The following is a 20,552-nucleotide window of genomic DNA, read 5'->3' as shown; positions in this document are numbered from 1 at the left end:
AAAACATTATAAAAATTCTTGTTGAAGCAGCTAATTTAATGCCTTAACTGCTTTTAATAACTGTACCGTCTCATGTAAAGGAAGCCCAACAACATTGGTATAACTGCCTTCAATGCGGGTAACATATTGTGCAGCGATTCCTTGAATTGCATAAGCACCTGCTTTGCCTAAAGGCTCTCCTGTTGCCCAATAATATTCCATATCTGCTAGGCTTAATTTTTGTAATTTAACACGTGTTCTTACCACTTGCGTTTCTGATCTTCCAGCCATCGCAACAGAAATGCCCGTTAACACTTCATGTTCATTATTGGACAATAATGACCAAATTTCAAATGCATGCTGTTTAGATTCAGGCTTGCCAATAATTTGACCATTGAATACTAAACTTGTATCGGCTGCAAGTACGATTGCATGAGGCTCATGCATTAAAACAGCTTGTGCTTTGCAAGCTGCTAAACGACTCACATAATTTTCAATGGTTTCATTTTCTAATACGGACTCATCAATATCTGGGCTAAAAATCGTAAATTCCAAGCCCAATTGTTGTAATAGTTCTTTACGTCTAGGGGAACTAGACGCCAGTATTAGATTCGCCATCTTTTTAATAAATAGTAAAGAATTGGCCAGCTAAAAATACTCGCCAGTAAAGGCTGCCAATGTCGAGTTAAAGAAAAACGTACACCAAGCATGGTCTGCGCCATGAGTGTTAACACCAAATGAGCCACAAGGGATAATGTAATAATCACCCATAAATTACTAAAAGTGAGTACGCGCCGTTCACGAATAAAATAACGAGTCAGAAATGCAAGTACAACATAACTGAGCGCATTCATCCCCAAAGGAGCATCTAATAGCAAATCTGTGAATAAGCCCATTGAAAAGGCAAACCACACTCCACACCATGTTGGCTGACACAACACCCAAAACAGTGTAATCAGCAACATAAATAATGGTCGCCATCCAGCATAGGCATAGGAAAGCGGATAAACGACTAAAATTGATCCAATGATTATTGAAATAACAATAATCATAAATGGATCTTTACGCTGTTTATCTGAAGGGAAACTTTTAGCGATCAACATGTGGCTGCTCCATCGCTAGAGAATCTGAAAATAACACCACGACATGATGACCACCCGCAAGTTGTGCCGCTGGTGCAACATCAATGCTGGCAAATTCACCTGAATTATGACGCATGACTTTGGTCACAGAACCCACTAAATATCCTGCTGGAAAATGTTGTCCTAAACCTGAACTATACACTTTATCCCCAACTTTGATATTGGCACTGGTTGGAACATATTCCATTTTTAGGCGACCTAAATCTCCTGTACCCGTCACAATTGCACGCATACCTGAGCGCTCTAAACGTACAGATAATGAATGATCTTTATCTGAAAGCAGCATGACACGGCTACTATGAGGATAGACATTAACAATCTGCCCCATAATCCCTTTATCATCTAGCACAGTTTGCCCAACTCGCAGTTGGCTTGAAGCACCACGATTAATAATAATGATATGACGTAAAGGATCAGCATCAGTTCCAATCACTTCAGCAATTTCCATTCGTCCATCAATAATTAAAGGCGTATCTAATAAGCCACGTAAACGCGTATTTTCCGCAGAAAGTTCTGATAGTTTCTGTAGGCGCACCTGAGCCTGAAGCAATTCCGCTTGCATCGCTGTATTTTCTCGACGCAATTGGGCTTCAGACTTGGTTTGTTGATTCAGCCATTCTTTCGACAAAACGGGATAGCTTGCGAGTGCATAAATAGGATTATATGCTGCATACAAGACATCTCTTGCAGGTTGAATCACATGAGGCATGCGCCAATTAAAAAATAGCACAACCAAACATGTAATCACCGCAATGATAAATGAACGAAAAGATGGCGGTTGTCTTGAAAAAAGATTCGGTTGCACCGCCTCGTCCTTAAACTGAGTCTACTAAAGTTTAGCCTACAAAAAGCATATCATGGTTTGGATTATCAAAGAATTCTAAGACTTTTCCACCGCCACGAGTAACGCAAGTTAGAGGGTCTTCTGCAACAACGACAGGTAAACCTGTTTCTTGTGCAAGTAACTTATCTAAATTACGTAATAATGCACCACCACCCGTCAACACGATACCGCGCTCTGCAATATCTGAAGATAATTCAGGTGGTGTTTGCTCTAATGCAGATTTTACTGCTGAAACAATACTTTGTAGTGGATCTGCAATGGCTTGGCTAATTTCATCTGAAGTCACTGTAATCGCACGCGGTACACCTTCAGCTAAATTACGACCACGTACTTCGATTTCTAAAGTCGCAGCATCAGCAATTGCCATACCTACTTCTTTTTTAATCGTTTCAGCAGTAGTTTCACCGATCACACAGCCATGTGCTTTACGAACATAGTTAATGATTTGTTCATCAAAGACATCACCACCGATACGTAATGAATCTGCGTAAACACAACCTTGCAAAGAAATGATTGCAATTTCAGTGGTACCACCACCGACATCAACAACCATAGAACCACAGGCTTGTTCAACTGGCATCCCCGCGCCAATCGCCGCAGCCATAGGCTCTTCAATTAAACGTACATCTCGCGCACCTGCATTAAATACAGCTTCACGAATCGCACGGCGCTCTACAAGTGTAGATTTGCATGGAACACATACAACTACACGTGGTGCAGGTGGAAATAAACGTTTTTCGTGCACTTTACCAATAAATTGATTTAACATAGTTTCAGTGACTTCAAAATCTGCGATCACACCATCCTTCATTGGACGAATCGCAGAAATATTTGCAGGGGTACGGCCAAGCATTTGCTTAGCATCTAAGCCTACAGCCGCTACAATTTTTTGTGAGCCACTGTGGCGAATCGCCACAACTGTCGGCTCATTTAATATAATGCCCCGTCCTGGTGCATAAATAAGTGTATTAGCAGTACCTAAATCAATGGCAAGATCTGGCGAAAACAAGCCAATTAGTCGTTTTAGAATCACGGGTCGTTCTCAGTTAAACTTTAGTATGGACGCAAGATGGCAACTTTAACTAAATGTGATGCTTTGGACAAGTCAATCGCTTATTATAACGCACGATATTTTAACTTTTTTTAAAACTGATTAGGTGAGACATCATGTCAACTTCAGATGCACAGCAATCTGCAGAGTTAAATGCACAAACTGTTTCAGCAATCGCCAAGCTGGCTCGACTGGAGCTAAATGATGCGCAATCTGCTGAATATGCTCAAAGTTTAAATAAAATTCTTGGAATGATGGAAACGCTCAAAGGTATTGATACCGAAGGTGTTGAGCCTTTAAAAAGCCCTTTTGACAACCCTCAGCCACTACGCGAAGACCAAGTATCTGAAAGTAATCATCGTGAAGAATATCAAGCTGTCGCGCCTGCTGTTCAAGATGGTTTGTATCTTGTTCCTCGTGTGATTGAATAATATTTAATCAGATCAATCTATTTTTAAATTAATCGTAAAGAATTGTTCCCATGACTGATTTACACCGCTTATCTATTCGTGAAATGGCTGAAGGCTTAAAAACCGCTCAGTTTTCATCACGCGAATTGACCCAACACTATTTAAACCGTATCGCAAAAATTGATACCCAAGTTAAATCATATATTACAGTAACGGCTGAACAAGCTTTAGCCCAAGCTGATGCAGCAGATACTGCGATTAAAACAGGCAATGCAACTGTTTTAACGGGTGTACCGATTGCCCACAAAGATATTTTTTGTACCCAAGGCATTAAAACCTCTGCGGGTTCCAAAATGCTCGACAACTTCATTTCACCTTATGATGCAACTGTGGTTGCCAAAGGTAAAACCGCAGGTCTAATCACTTTAGGTAAAGTGAATATGGACGAGTTTGCCATGGGTTCAACTTCTGAAAACCCATTTTATGGCGCAACCAAAAACCCTTGGAACCTGGAACATGTTCCGGGTGGTTCTTCTGGTGGTTCTGCTGCGGTGGTTGCTGCTGATCTTGCCCCTTTTTCTACAGGTACAGATACAGGCGGTTCGATCCGTCAGCCTGCGTCATTCTGTGGTTTAACCGGTTTAAAACCAACCTATGGTCGTGTTTCACGTTTTGGTATGATCGCTTATGCATCATCTATGGATCAAGGTGGTCCAATGGCACGTTCTGCTGAAGACTGTGCTTATTTGATGAATGTCATGGCAGGTCATGATGCCAAAGACTCAACCTCAGTTGAAAAAGACGTTGATGACTATGTTGCCAATTTAAATGCTACAGCAGTTAAAGGTCTGCGTATTGGTATTCCAAAGCAATACTTCAATGTTGCAGGTTTGGATGCAGACGTAAAAGCACGTGTTGAAGAATCTCTTAAAAAATTAGAAGACATGGGCGCAGTTCTGGTTGAGATTGATCTCAACATGACAGAAGCTTATGTTCCAACGTATTACTTAATCGCACCTGCGGAAGCATCTTCAAACTTGTCACGTTTTGATGGTGTGCGTTATGGCTACCGTGCAGAAAATCCTGTTGATTTGATGGATTTATATAAACGCTCACGTTCTGAAGGTTTTGGTACAGAAGTTCAACGCCGTATCTTGATTGGTACTTATGCGTTATCTGCTGGATACTACGATGCGTACTATGTCAAAGCACAAAAAGTTCGTCGTTTAATCCAACAAGACTTCTTAAAAGCATTTGAATCTGTGGATGTGATTGCTGCCCCTTCTGCGCCAACCACAGCCTATAAAATTGGTGCGAACCTCAGCCCAACTGAAATGTACTTAGGCGACATTTATACACTTGCTGTGAACTTAGCAGGTCTACCTGCCATCAATGCACCTGTTGGTTTTGATGCGAACCAACTTCCTGTTGGCTTACAATTGATTGGTCATTATTGGTCAGAATCTCAACTGCTTTCTGTTGTGCATCAGTATCAACAAGCGACTGATTGGCATAGCAAACGTGCGGCAATTGCGGAGGAGAATGCATAATGTCAAAGAATGCAGCTAAACCAAAATCACTCTTGATTCATGGTTGGGAAGTCGTTATTGGGATCGAAATCCATACGCAACTTGCAACAAATTCTAAAATCTTCTCAGGTTCTTCAACCACTTTCGGTCAAGACCCAAATACTCAAGCAAGCCTTGTTGATTTGGCAATGCCGGGTGTATTGCCTGTATTGAATAAAGAAGTGGTTGATCTTGCCATTCGTTTTGGTTTGGGAATCGATGCATACATTGACCAAGCTTCTGTCTTTGCACGTAAGAACTATTTCTACCCTGACTCTCCAAAAGGCTATCAAATCAGCCAAATGGATAACCCGATTGTGGGCTTGGGTCATATCGACATTCAGCTTGAAGATGGCACTGTAAAACGCATAGGCGTAACACGTGCGCACCTTGAGGAAGATGCAGGTAAATCTGTGCATGACCAATTTGACGGTCAATCAGGTATCGACTTAAACCGTGCAGGTACGCCACTGTTAGAAATCGTGTCTGAACCTGATATGCGTTCGGTTGAAGAAGCTGTGGCGTATATTAAAGCGATTCATACGCTTGTGCGCTGGTTAGGTATTTCTGATGGTAACATGGCGGAAGGTTCTTTCCGTGCTGACTGTAACGTGTCTTTGCGTCAACCGGGTGATGAGTTTGGTACACGTTGTGAGTTGAAAAACCTCAACTCGTTCCGTTTCATTGAGCAAGCGATCAATGTTGAAATTGAACGTCAAATGGATATTTTGGAAGATGGCGGTAAGATCGACCAAGAAACTCGTTTGTTTGATCCTGTGAAGATGGAAACACGTTCGATGCGCTCGAAAGAAGAAGCGAACGATTACCGTTATTTCCCTGATCCTGACTTGTTACCTGTGATCATTGCTGATGCACAAATTAAAGCGGCTCGTGCTGAGTTGCCTGAGTTACCTAAAGCTCGTCGTGCTCGTTTTATCGCTGACTTTGGTGTGACTGAGTATGATGCCCACGTTCTGACTTTGACTCGTGAAATGTCTGAATTTTATGAAGATGTGGTGAACGCTGCTGGTGGTGCTGCACAAGGTAAAGTGGCGGCAAACTGGGTGATGGGTGAATTCTCTGCTGCTTTGAACAAAGCGAGCTTAGAACTTGCTGACTCGCCTGTTTCTGCTGAGAAATTGGGCGGTATGGTTGCTCGTATAGTCGATAACACCATTAACGGTAAGATTGCGAAGCAAGTGTTTGGCTTTATGTGGGATGAAGGCAAAACTGCGGATGAGATTATTGCTGAAAAAGGCTTGAAACAGGAAACTGATACAGGTGCGATTGAAGCGATGATTCAGGAAGTACTTGCTGCTAACGAGAAGATGGTTGAAGAATATAAATCTGGTAAAGATAAAGCCTTCAATGGTCTTGTTGGTCAGGTGATGAAAGCCGCAAAAGGTAAAGCTAACCCTGCGCAAGTCAATGAATTAATGAAGAAATTGATTGGTTAATTTATTCTCTAATTAATTGATTTCATGTTATAAAAACCTCACAATTGTGGGGTTTTTATTTTTAGAGAAAATAATGTCTTATTCAATTGTTCCTGAACAACTTAATATTGAATTAATAATTAGTAAAATTAGACTCTTTCGAAATAATTTTCATGAATATGAAAAGACTTTTATTCAATGTAAGTCTGAACAGTATTATTTAACTATACAAGAACGTGTACCACAGCATAGATTTGAATTAGAAGAAATATATGCTAAAGGACGAGATGTCGCTATAGCCGTAAATTCAGATATATATGATATGACTGAGCCTACTATAACTCCTACTCTAAAAAGTTTAGTCGATAATCTAATATATAGTTTAAGCATAAGAAAAAAGCTATCTAAAGATACATATGAAAAGGTAGAAGATCTCTGTCAAAAAATTGATTTTTATGATTGGGCTATTCAAACAATGATTAATACAAATAAAAACATGTGCATTGATATTGATCATATAATTCAAATGTTAGAATTACTCAAACAAACTAAAACTTATCAATTAGAGTCAGGATCACTTGCAATGTCCGATTTAGATAAACAACAAATAGTACCTCAAACCATTCATAATTACTCAGGCTCATTCCAACAAAGTCAGTTTCAAAGTGGTTCAAATAGCACAATGAATATTAATCAAATTAATAATCAAGCATTACAACAAGTGTGTAATCAAATGCGTGAAATTATTGATCAATCAAGTGAAACTCCTGAGACAAAGCAAAATTTAAAAAATATAGTTGCTGAAGTTGAAACAACTAATAATCCATCAACATTTAAAGATGCTTACACAAAATTAACTAGTGCATTATCAAACCACCTAACAATTCTTGGAGCTTTTGGGTCAGCTGGAATTTTAACGGAACTAACCAAATATCTTGGTTAAATATTAATGCATAATCAATTTAATACACGTTGTTCCCTCTCCTTTTAGGAGAGGGTTAGGGAGAGGTGTAAGTCAAATTTTCAGACAATATAAAGACTAAACTCTTATCAAACCAAAACCACCTTAAACACCACACCCTTTTCTTTATTCTCAACCTCGACCCAACCACCATCCCGATATTGCCATTATAAAAAGAAAAATCACGTTATAAATCATAAAACTTTTTCGACTAAATACTCACTTTTAAAATGATGTCTAAAATACCAACATATAAATAAGAAAGTTTTTTAACTCGGTTCTAGCTGACGATTTAAACCACAATTATTTTTGCAGTCATTGCATAAATTTTGCACCATAGACATTCTTATTTTCACTATAATTTCGAGCTAGAAATGAAATTTAAAACTTTAGCGGTTATGACGCTCTTTGCGACTCAAACAATATTTGCTGGTGCAAACTTAGATTGGGGCTATGCAGACCAACAAGCTCCTGCACATTGGGCAAGCCTCAATACAAAATACGCAGCTTGTTCAGGTGTCAACCAATCTCCGATTAATATTGATCAAACTGTAGATGCAGAATTGCCTCCATTGAAATTCAATTATGTCACCACTGCTAAAAGTATTATCAATAATGCACGCACAGTACAAATTAATTTCAACGAAGGCAATTTTTTATCTTTAGACAATAAACAATTTGAACTTAAACAATTCCATTTACATAGCCCAAGTGAAAATACGATTCATGGCAAATCTTATCCAATGGAAATGCATCTCGTACATGCCACTAAAGAAGGCGAATTGACCGTTGTTGCAGTGATGTTTGAAGAAGGTAAAGAAAACAAAAAACTTGCTCAACTTTGGAAAGAACTTCCGAAAAAAGCAGGTGATGTCACAGCATTAAAACATCAAGATATTGCCACTGCATTTTTACCTGAAAATTTAACGTATTATCGTTTTAATGGCTCACTCACTACACCGCCATGTTCTGAAGGTGTGCGTTGGATTGTGCTCAAAGATGTTCAACAAGCCTCTGCAAAACAAATCAAAGCATTTGCTCAACTTATGGAACATCCAAATAATCGACCTGTTCAAGCACAAAATGCTCGACTTGTTTTAGAATAAAAATATAATCTGATTCAACAAAAAGACCTGATCAATTCAGGTCTTTTACGCTTATTTCCGATCAAAGTGCAGCCAAATTCTCTAACTCAGTCGCCCGTTTTGCAGTTTCATTCATGACACAATTCGCACCCTTAACTTGAGCAATCGAGCCACCATTCGGATCTACATAAAACTTACAATTGGCATCACGATATTTGATCCATAAACGCTGCGCTGTTTGTAACTCTTGCTTACGGGTTTTACTTAGCTTTGACATTAAACCATTATAGGCTTTGTTTAAACGCGCATCCTGACGAGCAGTTTCAGCCGAAGTACACTGTACCATGCTAACTGTACTGCTTGCTTTATTCATACACGCTGTGTATTGCTGACTGATTTTAGAATCTGCATAGCTTGCTTGTAAGCCAAGCATGAATAATGAAGTTGCTATGAGTAGTTTTTTCATCATTTATCTCTCACCACACCCAATTTATTCCAAATATCAGGGGTCAAAAACGTCACCACTAACTTATTCAAATCAATATATTTCACCACACCATTTAACTGCTGTTTAATTTCAGGGGTTTTTAAAATTTCCTCACCCGTAATACTCCCTAGCTCTTGAAAACTCTCCCCCACCGCTTGCAAACCTTCAGCCTTAATCACAGCTTGTGCTTGCGTAGAACATTGTTCCGTTAAAATGCGTTGTAGCGTCTGCGCCAAATTTTTATCTAGAGCTGTTTTTTGTTCATCTGTTACATGTGCAAAAGTTTTTAAATCGGGATGCTGTGCCAATGCAGTAAATGTCCATTGCAACACCGTGGTTTTATCGGCTGCGGTGGTCGATTTCACCAAACATTCACTTAGTTGATCTACTGCCTGCCCTGCAACTGCAAATTGAGTCGTTCCCAATAAAGTACAGACCAATAATGCAGGTTTTGCATAGTGTGAAATTGTTTGGTTTAAATGAGAAAAAACAAACTGTGACATAGATCAAATTCCAGTAAAATATGCTTTCTTTTTAGCATAATTTATTAAAATAGACCTGTTAGAACTATGTAACCAATGTGAATAATATGTTGAGTAGCAAAAACTTAAGTACCTGACAGCACTTCAACATATTGCCCATTTTTTATCTCAATCGCAGGACAAAACTCGCTTTCCCATAAAGACTGAAAAATCAAAAGAATCGCAATATGATGATCTTTTTCACCATAATAATGTTGATCTGTGATTTCAATTTGAATAAGTTTTAAAAATTTCCAAATATCCTCTGCCGCCTGCAAATTTTCATACATCAGTTCGATGTCTTCATGAAGTGTGAACATCGCATCGGTTGCTTGTTGTTTAATTTGATCTTGCATATCGAGTAACAATTGCATGGCATCAATCTGCTCTGGCAAGATTCCTGTCCGTTTTGCCCGAACAATGACTTCAGCTTTTTCAGAAAAACTAGATAAAGTAAGATCACCTAACCAATACCCACGATATTTCATTGTTCCAAATACAGGAAAAGTCTCTATATTATTTTGTCCGAATACGCTCATAAGACTCTTCAAACTCTTGTATAAATTGGGTTAAATCTGCTGTATCTGATTGTTTTACTTTTATATACCATTGATGCGCTAACTCGACATTTTGAGGTGTTCCCTCAGCATATAAATAACGTAATGCAAGCTGAATTTGTGCATCTGTATGTCCTTGTTCAGCAGCTTGTTGATAATAGTGAAACGCTTTTTCAAGATTTTGTTTTACGCCCATTCCTCTAAAATACATAATGGCAAGATTATATTGAGAACTGGCATCGCCTTGTTGTGCTGCACGTTCAGACCAATATGCTGCCTTTTTATAATTGGTTTCCTGATCATAATCACCAAATAGATAAGCACTACCTAAATTTGCTTGAGCTTCAATTTCACCCTGTTTTGCAGCTTTAATTAATGTATTAATTTCAATATTATTCGCACTACTCCATGAACTGGTAAATAACAAAACCGCCATAAAGATCAATTTTTTCTTTTTCAGCAATGATTCATACATCATTTTTTAACTTTATCAACTCAGATGCTCAACAAATATATATATCATAAAAAATGAGTTTTATAAAAAAAGGAGCTTAGATTTAAACTCCTTTTTTACATCACATACTTTTTTAGATATTTAATTTATTTCAATTCTTCAATTAATTTAGGATAAATCAAACCATCAACTGCAACTTCGGTTTTATAAATACCATTTTCCACATTAAATTTATTCACATGGTAGGTCGAGCCATAAATTGAATCAAATCCATTATTTTTAATAAATACTTTTTTATTGGCAGATAAGTCCAATAAATGTGTACCCTCAAGAAATTGTGCATATTGCGCAGGAGCAACACCGACTTTATTTGCCATAATTTGAATCGCATCATCACGGGTCGCAGGATCATTAATATATTTCACTGTTTTATCCCACACTTGAATAATTTTTTTCCATTCTTCTTGGTGTGTAGACAAATGACTCATATTGACTGTCAAAGTGTCATAAATCAGTCCTGCTTTATCTTTTGAACTATAAATGACTTTAGAACCCGCCACAGATTTTAATGCTTGATTGGCGACAGGTTGCCAAACAGCGATCGCAGCCACTTCTGGACTCGCAAAAACTTGAGGTAATTCATTGGTGACTGAATTAACCAATTTAACATCGTCTGTTTTAAATTGAGCATCTTTTAATGCAGTTGATAACAGTAAATGGTCGACCAAACCTTTTTCAACAGCAACCGATTTACCTTTTAAATCCTGCAATGTATTCACTCCTGCTTTCGCAATAATGACATCATTCCCTGCTGAATAGTCTGTTGCCATAACAACAACACCTTGCGTCCCACCAGAAGCGATCACCAAACTATCACCATTTGAAACAGAGACTGCATCAAGTTGATTGGCTGAAAATGCATTGATTGAGGCAGAATAATCAAACCATTTAAAATCAACATTCAGTCCTGCTTCTTTGAACCAGCCCTTTTCAATCGCTACTTGCCAAGCAACCCACCCCGGCCAATCACTATAACCAATCGTAATTGGATGGGTATCAACTTGATGGCTTGAATTGGTCTGCTTTTCTGGCGTTTTTGCAGTATTATCACACCCGCTTAATAACAATGTTGTCATGACTGAAATCACGATATAACTTTTTTTAATCATGAAACTTCCCCCATAGAATGATCTTGAGCACGATGCTGTGTTGTTTGTAAAGATTGAATATAGGCTCGCCATCCACCAAAATGACTAATATTGATTGCCTCTGTTAAAGCGTAATTCTCACAAATAAAACCTTTGACCCAAGTACCATCTTGTAATAACACATTACCGATACCTAACGGTGCTGGTACTTCTGCCACGATTTCACCAAATGTTGCCAGTGGAATATCCCAAACTTCTAATTCAATTTTTTGCCCATCTTGTTGGATATATTGCAAAGCTGGTTTAGGCGGATGGGTATTTTTTAAAGCAAATAACTGATAATGCGCTGCTGATAAGGTTTTTTTCCGTAGCGTTCCACCTCGTGTTGTTAGTTGGAAGTTGAGTGGCATCCCTGTTAAATGTGCGCCAATGACTGCCAACTGAACTGAATGCTGTGATTCGATCTGTTGGATTTTTTGATATTGTTGCGTTGATGTACCCAAATAGACTTCAGTATTTTCTTGCCAAGTTTGTGCAAAGTGAGCTAAGGCTTGATCCATCCATGCTTGTGCAATGAATGTCACCCCACTAGGTAAACCATCAGCACGTATTACATTGGGTAATGCAATCGCTGATAAATCAGCAAAATTCACAAAGTTGGTATACGCTCCCATATGACTATTTTTAATGAATGGATCTGCTTCTACTTCTGAAATTTTATAAATAGTCGGTGCTGTCGGCACCATTAAGGCATCAAACTTTGCCAATACAAGATTAATTTTTCGTGCTAATTCCGCTCGTTGATATTCTGCTTTTAAAGCATCTACTGCGGTAAATTGATCTGCTTGCGCAATAATTTCAGCAATCACAGGATGAGTTTGCACACGATTGACCATTTTCTCTACAGCAATCGTACGTTCTGCTACCCATGCATCGTTATATAATGCTTTTGCCAATAAATTAAAAATAGAAAAATCTATTGATTCAATCTGATAACCTAATTTTTCAGCACGTTTTATGGCGCTTTGAAATGCCTTTTCAGCTTCAATATCACCATAAAATTCGAGTTGTTCTGGTATGGCTATTTTCCCTTTTGTAAATCGGGTTGCAACATTTTCAGGATGCTGCCGTGAATAAATATCTGTTTCATCATAAGCCTGCATAAGCTGTGCGACTTGCCATGCATCATCTACAGTTAATGCAAAAATAGAAATAACATCTAAGGTGCGACATGCTGGAATCAATCCTGTATTTGAAAACCAGCCTTTCGTTGGCTTTAAACCAACAATATTATTATGCCCCGCAGGCACTCGCCCCGAACCTGCTGTATCTGTGCCTAAACTAAACGGAACAACGCCATTTGCCACGAGCACTGCTGAGCCAGAACTTGAACCACCACTGATATATTCAGGATTAAAGCTATTTTTCACAGCACCATAAGGTGAACGCACTCCAACGAGACCTGTCGCAAATTGATCCAAATTCGTTTTGCCCACAACAACCGCACCCGCTTGTTTTAATTGAGCAATCACCACAGCATCTGTAGTCGCTAAATACTGAGCAGATTGACATGCAGCAGTTGTATGAAAATCAGCAACATCAATATTATCTTTTACTGCAAATGGCACACCATACAAAGCTAAATCATTCATATCTTTATTTTTTAGAATTTCGATTTGTGCCTGTATCTGTTCATGAGATGCGATTTCAATCCAAGCATGATCATCATTTTTGAGATGATCAACGTAACTGATCAAGTCATCAAGCTGAATCTGTTGTTGAGCGTATGCTGTTTTCCAATCTTGGATTGTCCATAAATTTTTCACACTATCACCCTTAGCTTAACTATTCTGTGGTATTGGCGGCATTACCGCATCCATTAATTCAAGATGCCCTTTGATCACGCCTTTTAATGCAATAAATTTCTGACTGATCTGCTGAAGTTCGATGCTTGCACCTTGCATTAACATCACTTGTAAAATTTTTTGTTGATCAAGCTGAATATGTAATGAACTCACCACCTGATCTAAAAATTGTTGCTGTAAATCAATAAGTTGATTCCTTAATGAATACTGAGCCACATCGTATAAAAGGGTTAATGTTCCCACCATGACTGCATTAGAGTTTTCTTGTTCAGCAATAAGATGTTTATGAATCATATCCACAATCGCTTGTGACCGACTTTCATAATGCTGATCAACAATTTTTTGATCGAGTGCAGTCAGTGTCGCTTCTGGCACAGTAATACTGATACGAGCTAACTTTGTTTTAAGCACTGTTTTGTTCTTCCTGTATCGAATGAGAAGAAAGATTCTGTTTGATATGCAAACCTGCACGTGCACTGAATAAGTCAATGAGAAATTTTTTAAATAGATGCAAATGCTTTTGTCTGACAGTTGTACTCATGTGCTGCTCCTTAGGTATTACCAATTTACGATTTAGTAATACCTAGAGAAATGCAGAAAGTGTGCCAATTTTTTAGACAATTTAAAGCGGAAAACTCAGCAAATGTGCTTATTTTTTGGGCAAAAATATTTTTATGTTCTAAAATGCGTAATCAAAGTGCAAAAAAGTCATCAACGGTTTATTTTAATTATGGGTTTAGATATGACTTATACAGCATAAAGTTTTTAACTTAGCGCTACAAAATACTTTAAAATAAATGCATTAACTTTTAATGATAATAATGTTTGGATATGCTTGTTTGTTTTTTCCATCGTGACTTTTCCTTGATATGACTTGGCTGATCTTTGCTTTAGGTGCAATTGTTGCGGGTTTTGTACAAGGGTTAACAGGTTTTGCTTTTGCCTTAATCGCAATGTCTTTTTGGATCTGGGTTTTACCTCCACAAATTGCAGCACCTTTAGTCGTTTTTGCTTCACTTTGGAGTCATTTTATTTCTTTTGCCAAAGAGCCGAAACAACATTTACCTTTTTCATTAGTTAAGCCTTATCTTATTGCAGGTATAATAGGTGTACCTCTAGGCACAGCCTTATTACATTATATTCATCAAGATATTTTCAAAATCGTATTAGGTTTATTTCTTATCATTTGGTGCCCTATTATTTATTTTGCGCCGACTTTTCCATCTATTATTACAATGGGAAAATTAGCAGACAGTCTCGTTGGTTTTATTGGTGGAATTTTAGGTGGATTAGGTGGTTTTTGTGGCGCCTTACCTTCAGCATGGGTCATGCTCAAACAATTATCTAAAGAACAACAACGTTATATTTTACGCCATTTTAATTTTGCGATTCAAATGTTTACAATTTTGATTTACATCTGGAAAGAAACAATAAATTTCAGTCATTTACCCTATATCTTTGTATTAGTTTTAACAGTAAGTATTCCTGCGATTTTAGGTGCTCAACTATTTTATAAAATCTCAGAAAAACAGTTTAAACATATTGTACTGAGTTTATTATTTTGTTCTGGTTTATTTTTAACCATTTCATCCTTATTTTAAGCGCTGATTTACAATGATATAAGACAATCAAAATACAATTATTTTTAATTTTTTCAAAAATCCATCTATTTAATTCAATATATTAGGCATATAATTTTGATCCTCATTTTTATACTGTTTTTGTGATGAAACGCTCATTTTTATTAAGTTTATTTCTTCTGCTCACGGGTTGTGCACTTGGTACATCTAAAGAAATAAAATCAGCAGAAAAGTTACTTAGTCAATTTGAATGTAAAAATATTGAAAGCACACAATTAGCACATAGTCCAATCACATCTTATCATGAACGTGCTTTAGCATTAAGTCGTGAAAAAGCAAGTGCTTATATCGACAGTTACAAATCGGGTGATGTGTTATTTAAAATTCCCTTAGACCATGTTGTGCAGCAACAATATGATGTTTATAAATCTGCATGCGAAGCTTTAGGCGGCGTACAAAATAATGAAAGCTCGAGTATGATTGACCCTGAGTCTACCCCGCTTTAAAACACATAAAAAAGACAGCATATTTGCTGTCTTTTTATTTTCTAAGCTCTATTTTTTTTCAGAAAAATAGCGTGTATCGACACTAAATAATTCAGGAAATTTAGGATTAATTTGTGCATAAAATCCCATGATTTCTGCCATATCTCGCTCATAATCACCTGATGGATAAACAATTTTTCCAATACCTGTTTTTTTCTTTTCATAGTCCATATAAGCCAAGGCTATCGGTACACCTGCATTTACAGCAACATGATAAAAACCCGTTTTCCATTTTTCTTGTTTTGCGCGAGTACCTTCTGGCGTTACCAACATCACCAGTTTTGGATGCGTTTTAAATAAATCTGTCATCAACTCAACCATACTTGGACGAGCCTCACCTTCTTTTTTAGGTCGACGATCAATCCCGATCCCTCCCATTGCACGGACAAAAGGTCCAAAAGGCAATTTCATATAACTGTCTTTAATGGTCAGACGTACATTAACACCCAATGCTTTCAATGCCAAACGTGCATACAATGCATCCCAATTACTGGTATGCGGCGCTGCGATCATGACACATTGATCAATCGTTAAGTCCCAATGATTATCAATTTCCCACCCCATTGCCCCAAGACTTTGTTCTGCCAACTTCTCGAACATAAATACACCACAATTATAAATATAAAAATTTTGCGAATTGTAGCAACAGTTTATGTAGAAAAAACTAGCCCTAGCTCAAATTAAAAGCAGTTAAACTACAACTGTAAATTATTATTTTTAAAGATGATTATTTATGAAAGCTTATTAAAAAATATCCAAATATTTTATATTTACTTTTTCATATAGAGATAATTTAGTAATAAAAAATATCTTTTCATAGATTTGTAATAAATCATTAAAACTACGATAAATTAAATAAAAAAATCAAAATAGAGATATCTATCACATTAAAAATATTGCACTTTTTTACAGGAGTTCATCCTTTTCACAACATGTTTTATGGTTTTTTGATTTACGCTTAAATGATTCAAATCCAACTTAATACTCAATATCAGGTGTACAATGAAAAAAACTCTTCTTATCCTTAGTCTTTCAAGTTTTATATTAACTGCCTGTAATAAACCTAATGAAGATAGCACAAACCATACCAACAATGCGGCTTCTCAAGCAACCAATACTCAAGTTGTTTCCCCTGCTGATACAGCTCATAACGCACAAAATAGTCTTGATTGGGATGGGACATATAAAGGGCTACTTCCTTGTGCAGATTGCGAAGGTATTGAGACAGAGCTAAAACTAAATGCTGACCATACTTTTGAATTAGAAGAAGAATACAAAGGCGGCAAAGGTGACGAGAAAAAATTTGAATCTAAAGGCAAATTCACTTTTGATTCGACAGGCTCAATCATTACTTTAGATAAAAATGCAGATGAACGAAAATTCTTTGTAGGAGAAAATTTTCTTGAGGCACGCAATCTTGAAACAGGTACAAAAATTGAAGGTCCTATCGCTGAACATTATAAATTAGCAAAAGAATTAAACTAATCCATCATAGTCGAATCATCACCACTTATTTACAATGATGAGATCACAATAAAAAACCCAGCTTTCGCTGGGTTTTTTCGAATCAGTTCGCGACTTAGTGAGCAGCGAATTGGTTCATTGTGTTTTTAGCATCGTCATGCGCTTTAAGAGCATTGTCACCAGAGAAGATTTCTTTGTGATCATCACCGATGTCCGAACCAGCCATTGCTTGGTGTTTAACACAAGCGATACCGCCACGGATTTCTTTACGTTGTACACCAGCAACATAAGCCAACATACCTTCAGAACCGAAGTAACCTTGAGCAAGCTCATGCGTAGAAAGAGCAGCTGTGTGGTAAGTCGGAAGTGTGATCAAGTGATGGAACACACCCGCTTCACGAGAAGCATCCGCTTGGAATGTACGTACTTTTTCATCAGCATCAGCAGCTAATTCAGTCGCATCATACTCAGCGCTCATTAATTTAGCACGGTCGTAAGCAGAAACGTCTTTACCTTCAGCAACCCAACGGTCATACGCTTGTTGACGGAAGTTTAAAGTCCAGTTGAACGATGGAGAGTTGTTATAAACAAGTTTCGCATTTGGAACTGTTTCTTTAACACGGTTAACCATGTGAGCGATTTCTTCAACGTTTGGAGTCGCAGTTTCGATCCAAAGAAGATCCGCACCATTTTGAAGGCTAGATACACAGTCAAGTACAACACGGTCAATTTGAGTGTCAGCACGGAACTGATACAAACCAGAAGCTAAACGCTTAGGACGGTGTAACTTACCATCACGTTTGATCAAGATTTCGTCTTCTTGAGCTTCTTCGATGCTGATTTCAGTTGTGTCTAAGTAGCTGATATATTGAGAAGCGATGTCGCCTGGCTCTTTAACCACTGGGATTTTTTGAGTCAAGTCAGCGCCTTCAGAGTCAGTACGCGCAACGATGATACCGTCATCAAGACCCATTTCTAAGAATGCATAACGTAATGCATGGATTTTAGCGATGAAGTCTTCGTGTGGAACAGTTACTTTACCAGCTTGGTGACCACATTGTTTAGCGTCAGATACTTGGTTTTCGATTTGAAGTGCACAAGCACCAGCTTCGATCATTTTACGAGCAAGTAAGTAAGTCGCTTCTTCGTTACCGAAACCAGCATCGATGTCCGCAATAATTGGCACAACGTGAGTTTGGAAACCGTCGATTTGAGCAGTGATTTCAGCAGCTTTAGCAGTGTCGCCAGCTTCTTGTGCTTTTTTCAATGCACGGAATAAATCGTTTAATTCTTTTGCATCAGCTTGACGAAGGAAAGTATAGATTTCTTCGATTAACGCTGGAACTGAAGTTTTTTCGTGCATAGATTGGTCAGGAAGTGGACCAAATTCTGAACGAAGTGCAGCAACCATCCAACCAGAAAGGTAGATATAGCGACGTTCAGTTGTACCGAAATATTTTTTGTTCGCAATCATTTTTTGTTGTGCGATGAAACCGTGCCAGCAACCTAATGATTGAGTATATTTGCTAGAGTCAGCATCATACGCAGCCATATCACGACGCATAATTGCAGCAGTGTATTTTGCAATGTCTAAACCAGTTTTGAAACGGTTTTGCATTTGCATACGTGCAGCATCTTCTGGGCTAATATCGCGCCAAGTGCTTCCGAATTTTGCTTTTAATTCACGGATTGCATCAATCGCTGTTAAGTATGTAGACATGATATGTTCCTGTAATAATATTAGGATTTCATCCATCGAATCGCTAAATCTAGTACTATCTATTTGTTCAGATTTAGTACGCTTCGTTGTTATGGACTTAGCTTAGATTGACTCCTAAAATTAATCCAATATTTTGCGTTAATTCTCAGTATTTATTTAAAAAATATATAGATCAAAGTCGTATTATAATTATGTTTCAATTTATTAAGATATTGATTTTAAATCAATTAAATTAAAACTCATATTGACTTTTTTGCTTACAAATAATACAAGTTTAAAATTTACAGCTTATTAGACTTAAGTCGAGCCTTACTATTTTTTTGTCATATCATGCTCATTTAATTTTTCAACGCATATATTTTAGTCTAAATAAACAATGTAAATGCCTTTTTGTATGCTTAAAAAGAAAGCTAAAAATTTATAACTCTTTCTCAATGCGTTAAGTTCTATGATTTAAGGCAATTTGCAATATCAAACCTGTTCGCTAAAACAATTTGAAAATAGATGAAAACAAATTTTTAATTTTCTTGATGCGGCTTAGAATGATGTTTTTTTATCATGATTTAACACAAAACTATTTGCTTATGGCATAATTCAATGTGATTTCAAAAATTTATTTTCGGTATTTTTTATATGAATCTTGAGCGGGTTGACCTCAATCTATTAATTTACCTTGATGTACTTTTGCGTGAAAAGAACGTTACCCGTGCCGCAGAACAGCTTGGTGTTACCCAACCTGCTATGAGTAATATTTTACGACGTTTGCGTAATTTATTTAATGATCCGCTTTTGATTCGTTCTTCTGAAGGGATGACTCCCACAGAACGTGCTTTAGAATTACAACCGCGTATTCGAGATGCATTGTCAGATTTGTCAATGATTTTGGAACCACGCACAGAGTTTCGACCTTATACTTCAAATCGTGTTTTTCGTATCATGACTTCTGACTATGCTGAGGCAACCCTTGTTCCTCGCTTAGTCAAAGCCTTACGTTCTGAAGCACCCAATGTGGTTTTAGACTTTTTAACGCCAAGTGATGTGTCCTATCGTGATATGGAACAAGGTAAAGTTGATTTAGCCATCAATCGTTTTAATGAAATTCCACAAAGCTTTCATCAAGTTCTGGTTTGGCGTGACAGCTTTTCTTGCTTACTCAATGGTAAACACCCTGCTGCAAGTAATTTAAATTTAAAAAGTTATTTAGATGCACAGCATATTTGGGTTTCTAAAACGGGTATGGGTGTTGGTTTCGGTGTAAATCCAGAGAAACAAGCAGGATTAGGTTGGATTGATCAAGCTTTAGAACGTATTGGTCAAAAACGTAAAATTTCTGTCTTTACCCGTCATTATCAAATGCCAGCACTTTTAGCTTCTAATGTTGACTTGGTGGCAACATTGCCAACACGTATTGCACGTTTACAAGCCAAAAGTCAAAATCTTTTAATTAAAGACCCACCTTTTTATATTCCTGAATTTGAGTTAAAAATGGCATGGTGTCCTTTACTCCATCATCATCCTGCTCATCGTTGGTTACGCCAACTGATTTTATATGTAGCACGACAAATGATAGAAGAAGAAAACCGTGAATTTTTAATTAACAATTCTCAATTTTCACACTATTAAAGCATAATATTTCTTAAATTCTTCGCTTATCAATATTATACTTTTCAAAGTGCTTAGGGTGGTTACTACTCCCTAAGCTGTTTTTGTGTTAAAAACATTCATAATAACGACG

Annotated in this window: 23 protein-coding genes; 9 read left to right on the top strand and 14 right to left on the bottom strand. The window is 37.4% G+C overall.

Going from position 1 to position 20,552, the window contains the following annotated elements; genetic code table 11:
- Positions 1–30: 30 nt before the first annotated feature.
- The 4 genes from HX124_RS01790 to HX124_RS01775 are packed head-to-tail and all read right to left on the bottom strand — an operon-like array spanning position 31 to position 2,998.
- Complete coding sequence (locus HX124_RS01790; protein ID WP_286381764.1) at positions 31–597, bottom strand: Maf family nucleotide pyrophosphatase; 567 nt, start codon at positions 595–597, stop codon at positions 31–33.
- A complete protein-coding gene (gene mreD / locus HX124_RS01785) occupies positions 585–1,082 on the bottom strand; it encodes a rod shape-determining protein MreD (RefSeq protein WP_286381763.1) in 498 nt (165 codons plus the stop codon). The genes HX124_RS01790 and mreD overlap by 13 nt, the downstream gene beginning before the upstream one ends.
- Positions 1,069–1,926 carry a rod shape-determining protein MreC gene (gene mreC / locus HX124_RS01780; protein WP_107007822.1) on the bottom strand — a complete coding sequence of 286 codons (858 nt, stop codon included), beginning with the start codon at positions 1,924–1,926 and terminating at the stop codon, positions 1,069–1,071. The genes mreD and mreC overlap by 14 nt, the downstream gene beginning before the upstream one ends.
- Before the next feature lie 31 nt (positions 1,927–1,957).
- Positions 1,958–2,998: a rod shape-determining protein gene (locus HX124_RS01775; RefSeq protein WP_107007823.1), complete on the bottom strand. Its 1,041-nt coding sequence runs from the start codon at positions 2,996–2,998 to the stop codon at positions 1,958–1,960.
- 134 nt (positions 2,999–3,132) lie between these two features.
- Here HX124_RS01775 and gatC point away from each other — a divergent pair, with 134 nt between their 5' ends.
- The 5 genes from gatC (at position 3,133) to HX124_RS01750 (ending at position 8,497) form a co-directional block, all read left to right on the top strand.
- A complete protein-coding gene (gene gatC / locus HX124_RS01770) occupies positions 3,133–3,447 on the top strand; it encodes an Asp-tRNA(Asn)/Glu-tRNA(Gln) amidotransferase subunit GatC (protein WP_107007824.1) in 315 nt (104 codons plus the stop codon).
- 50 nt (positions 3,448–3,497) lie between these two features.
- On the top strand, positions 3,498–4,976 hold the full coding sequence (gene gatA, locus HX124_RS01765; RefSeq protein ID WP_286381762.1) for an Asp-tRNA(Asn)/Glu-tRNA(Gln) amidotransferase subunit GatA: 1,479 nt from the start codon (positions 3,498–3,500) through the stop codon (positions 4,974–4,976).
- A complete protein-coding gene (gene gatB, locus HX124_RS01760) occupies positions 4,976–6,451 on the top strand; it encodes an Asp-tRNA(Asn)/Glu-tRNA(Gln) amidotransferase subunit GatB (protein WP_286381761.1) in 1,476 nt (491 codons plus the stop codon). The genes gatA and gatB overlap by 1 nt, the downstream gene beginning before the upstream one ends.
- Positions 6,452–6,524: 73 nt before the next feature.
- Complete coding sequence (locus HX124_RS01755; protein ID WP_286381760.1) at positions 6,525–7,373, top strand: hypothetical protein; 849 nt, start codon at positions 6,525–6,527, stop codon at positions 7,371–7,373.
- Positions 7,374–7,765: 392 nt separating this feature from the next.
- Positions 7,766–8,497, top strand: a complete 732-nt coding sequence (locus HX124_RS01750) for a carbonic anhydrase (protein ID WP_286381759.1) — start codon at positions 7,766–7,768, stop codon at positions 8,495–8,497.
- Positions 8,498–8,558: 61 nt separating this feature from the next.
- Here the strand turns inward: HX124_RS01750 and HX124_RS01745 are convergent, their stop codons facing one another.
- The 8 genes from HX124_RS01745 to HX124_RS01710 all read right to left on the bottom strand — a co-directional run bounded on the left by HX124_RS01745 (position 8,559) and on the right by HX124_RS01710 (position 14,049).
- Positions 8,559–8,942: a lysozyme inhibitor LprI family protein gene (locus HX124_RS01745; protein WP_286376182.1), complete on the bottom strand. Its 384-nt coding sequence runs from the start codon at positions 8,940–8,942 to the stop codon at positions 8,559–8,561.
- The gene (locus tag HX124_RS01740; RefSeq protein WP_286381758.1) at positions 8,942–9,466 is read right to left on the bottom strand and encodes a hypothetical protein; all 525 of its coding nucleotides are present in this window, start codon (positions 9,464–9,466) and stop codon (positions 8,942–8,944) included. The genes HX124_RS01745 and HX124_RS01740 overlap by 1 nt, the downstream gene beginning before the upstream one ends.
- Positions 9,467–9,570: 104 nt before the next feature.
- On the bottom strand, positions 9,571–10,023 hold the full coding sequence (locus HX124_RS01735; RefSeq protein WP_286381757.1) for a DUF6985 domain-containing protein: 453 nt from the start codon (positions 10,021–10,023) through the stop codon (positions 9,571–9,573).
- Positions 10,001–10,519: a tetratricopeptide repeat protein gene (locus HX124_RS01730; RefSeq protein WP_286381756.1), complete on the bottom strand. Its 519-nt coding sequence runs from the start codon at positions 10,517–10,519 to the stop codon at positions 10,001–10,003. The genes HX124_RS01735 and HX124_RS01730 overlap by 23 nt, the downstream gene beginning before the upstream one ends.
- Before the next feature lie 122 nt (positions 10,520–10,641).
- Positions 10,642–11,664, bottom strand: coding sequence for an ABC transporter substrate-binding protein (locus tag HX124_RS01725; protein WP_286381755.1), 1,023 nt, complete (start codon positions 11,662–11,664; stop codon positions 10,642–10,644).
- On the bottom strand, positions 11,661–13,469 hold the full coding sequence (gene atzF / locus HX124_RS01720) for an allophanate hydrolase (protein ID WP_286381754.1): 1,809 nt from the start codon (positions 13,467–13,469) through the stop codon (positions 11,661–11,663). Before atzF ends, HX124_RS01725 begins: the two co-directional genes overlap by 4 nt.
- A gap of 15 nt (positions 13,470–13,484) precedes the next feature.
- Positions 13,485–13,919, bottom strand: coding sequence for a CopG family ribbon-helix-helix protein (locus HX124_RS01715; RefSeq protein WP_286376188.1), 435 nt, complete (start codon positions 13,917–13,919; stop codon positions 13,485–13,487).
- The gene (locus tag HX124_RS01710) at positions 13,912–14,049 is read right to left on the bottom strand and encodes a hypothetical protein (protein WP_286381753.1); all 138 of its coding nucleotides are present in this window, start codon (positions 14,047–14,049) and stop codon (positions 13,912–13,914) included. The genes HX124_RS01715 and HX124_RS01710 overlap by 8 nt, the downstream gene beginning before the upstream one ends.
- A gap of 328 nt (positions 14,050–14,377) precedes the next feature.
- On the opposite strand from HX124_RS01710, the gene HX124_RS01705 reads away from it, so the two are divergent.
- Both HX124_RS01705 and HX124_RS01700 read left to right on the top strand, forming a co-directional pair.
- Positions 14,378–15,109, top strand: a complete 732-nt coding sequence (locus tag HX124_RS01705; RefSeq protein WP_286381752.1) for a sulfite exporter TauE/SafE family protein — start codon at positions 14,378–14,380, stop codon at positions 15,107–15,109.
- Between the two features lie 125 nt (positions 15,110–15,234).
- Positions 15,235–15,594, top strand: a complete 360-nt coding sequence (locus HX124_RS01700) for a hypothetical protein (protein WP_107007837.1) — start codon at positions 15,235–15,237, stop codon at positions 15,592–15,594.
- Positions 15,595–15,642: 48 nt separating this feature from the next.
- On the opposite strand, the gene HX124_RS01695 is transcribed toward HX124_RS01700, so the two are convergent.
- Positions 15,643–16,233 carry a 1-acyl-sn-glycerol-3-phosphate acyltransferase gene (locus HX124_RS01695; protein ID WP_286381751.1) on the bottom strand — a complete coding sequence of 197 codons (591 nt, stop codon included), beginning with the start codon at positions 16,231–16,233 and terminating at the stop codon, positions 15,643–15,645.
- A 402-nt stretch (positions 16,234–16,635) separates the two neighbouring features.
- Here HX124_RS01695 and HX124_RS01690 point away from each other — a divergent pair, with 402 nt between their 5' ends.
- A complete protein-coding gene (locus HX124_RS01690) occupies positions 16,636–17,118 on the top strand; it encodes a copper resistance protein NlpE (RefSeq protein ID WP_286381750.1) in 483 nt (160 codons plus the stop codon).
- A gap of 94 nt (positions 17,119–17,212) precedes the next feature.
- On the opposite strand, the gene HX124_RS01685 is transcribed toward HX124_RS01690, so the two are convergent.
- Positions 17,213–18,817 (bottom strand): isocitrate lyase, encoded by a 1,605-nt coding sequence (locus HX124_RS01685; RefSeq protein ID WP_286376193.1) that lies wholly within the window; start codon positions 18,815–18,817, stop codon positions 17,213–17,215.
- Positions 18,818–19,450: 633 nt separating this feature from the next.
- Between HX124_RS01685 and HX124_RS01680 the strand changes: the two genes are divergently transcribed.
- On the top strand, positions 19,451–20,440 hold the full coding sequence (locus HX124_RS01680; RefSeq protein WP_107007841.1) for a LysR family transcriptional regulator: 990 nt from the start codon (positions 19,451–19,453) through the stop codon (positions 20,438–20,440).
- Positions 20,441–20,552 lie beyond the last annotated feature (112 nt).

Source organism: Acinetobacter sp. 226-1 (assembly GCF_030329325.1).
Lineage (GTDB): Bacteria > Pseudomonadota > Gammaproteobacteria > Pseudomonadales > Moraxellaceae > Acinetobacter > Acinetobacter sichuanensis.
This window is presented reverse-complemented; position numbering and strand designations above follow the sequence as displayed.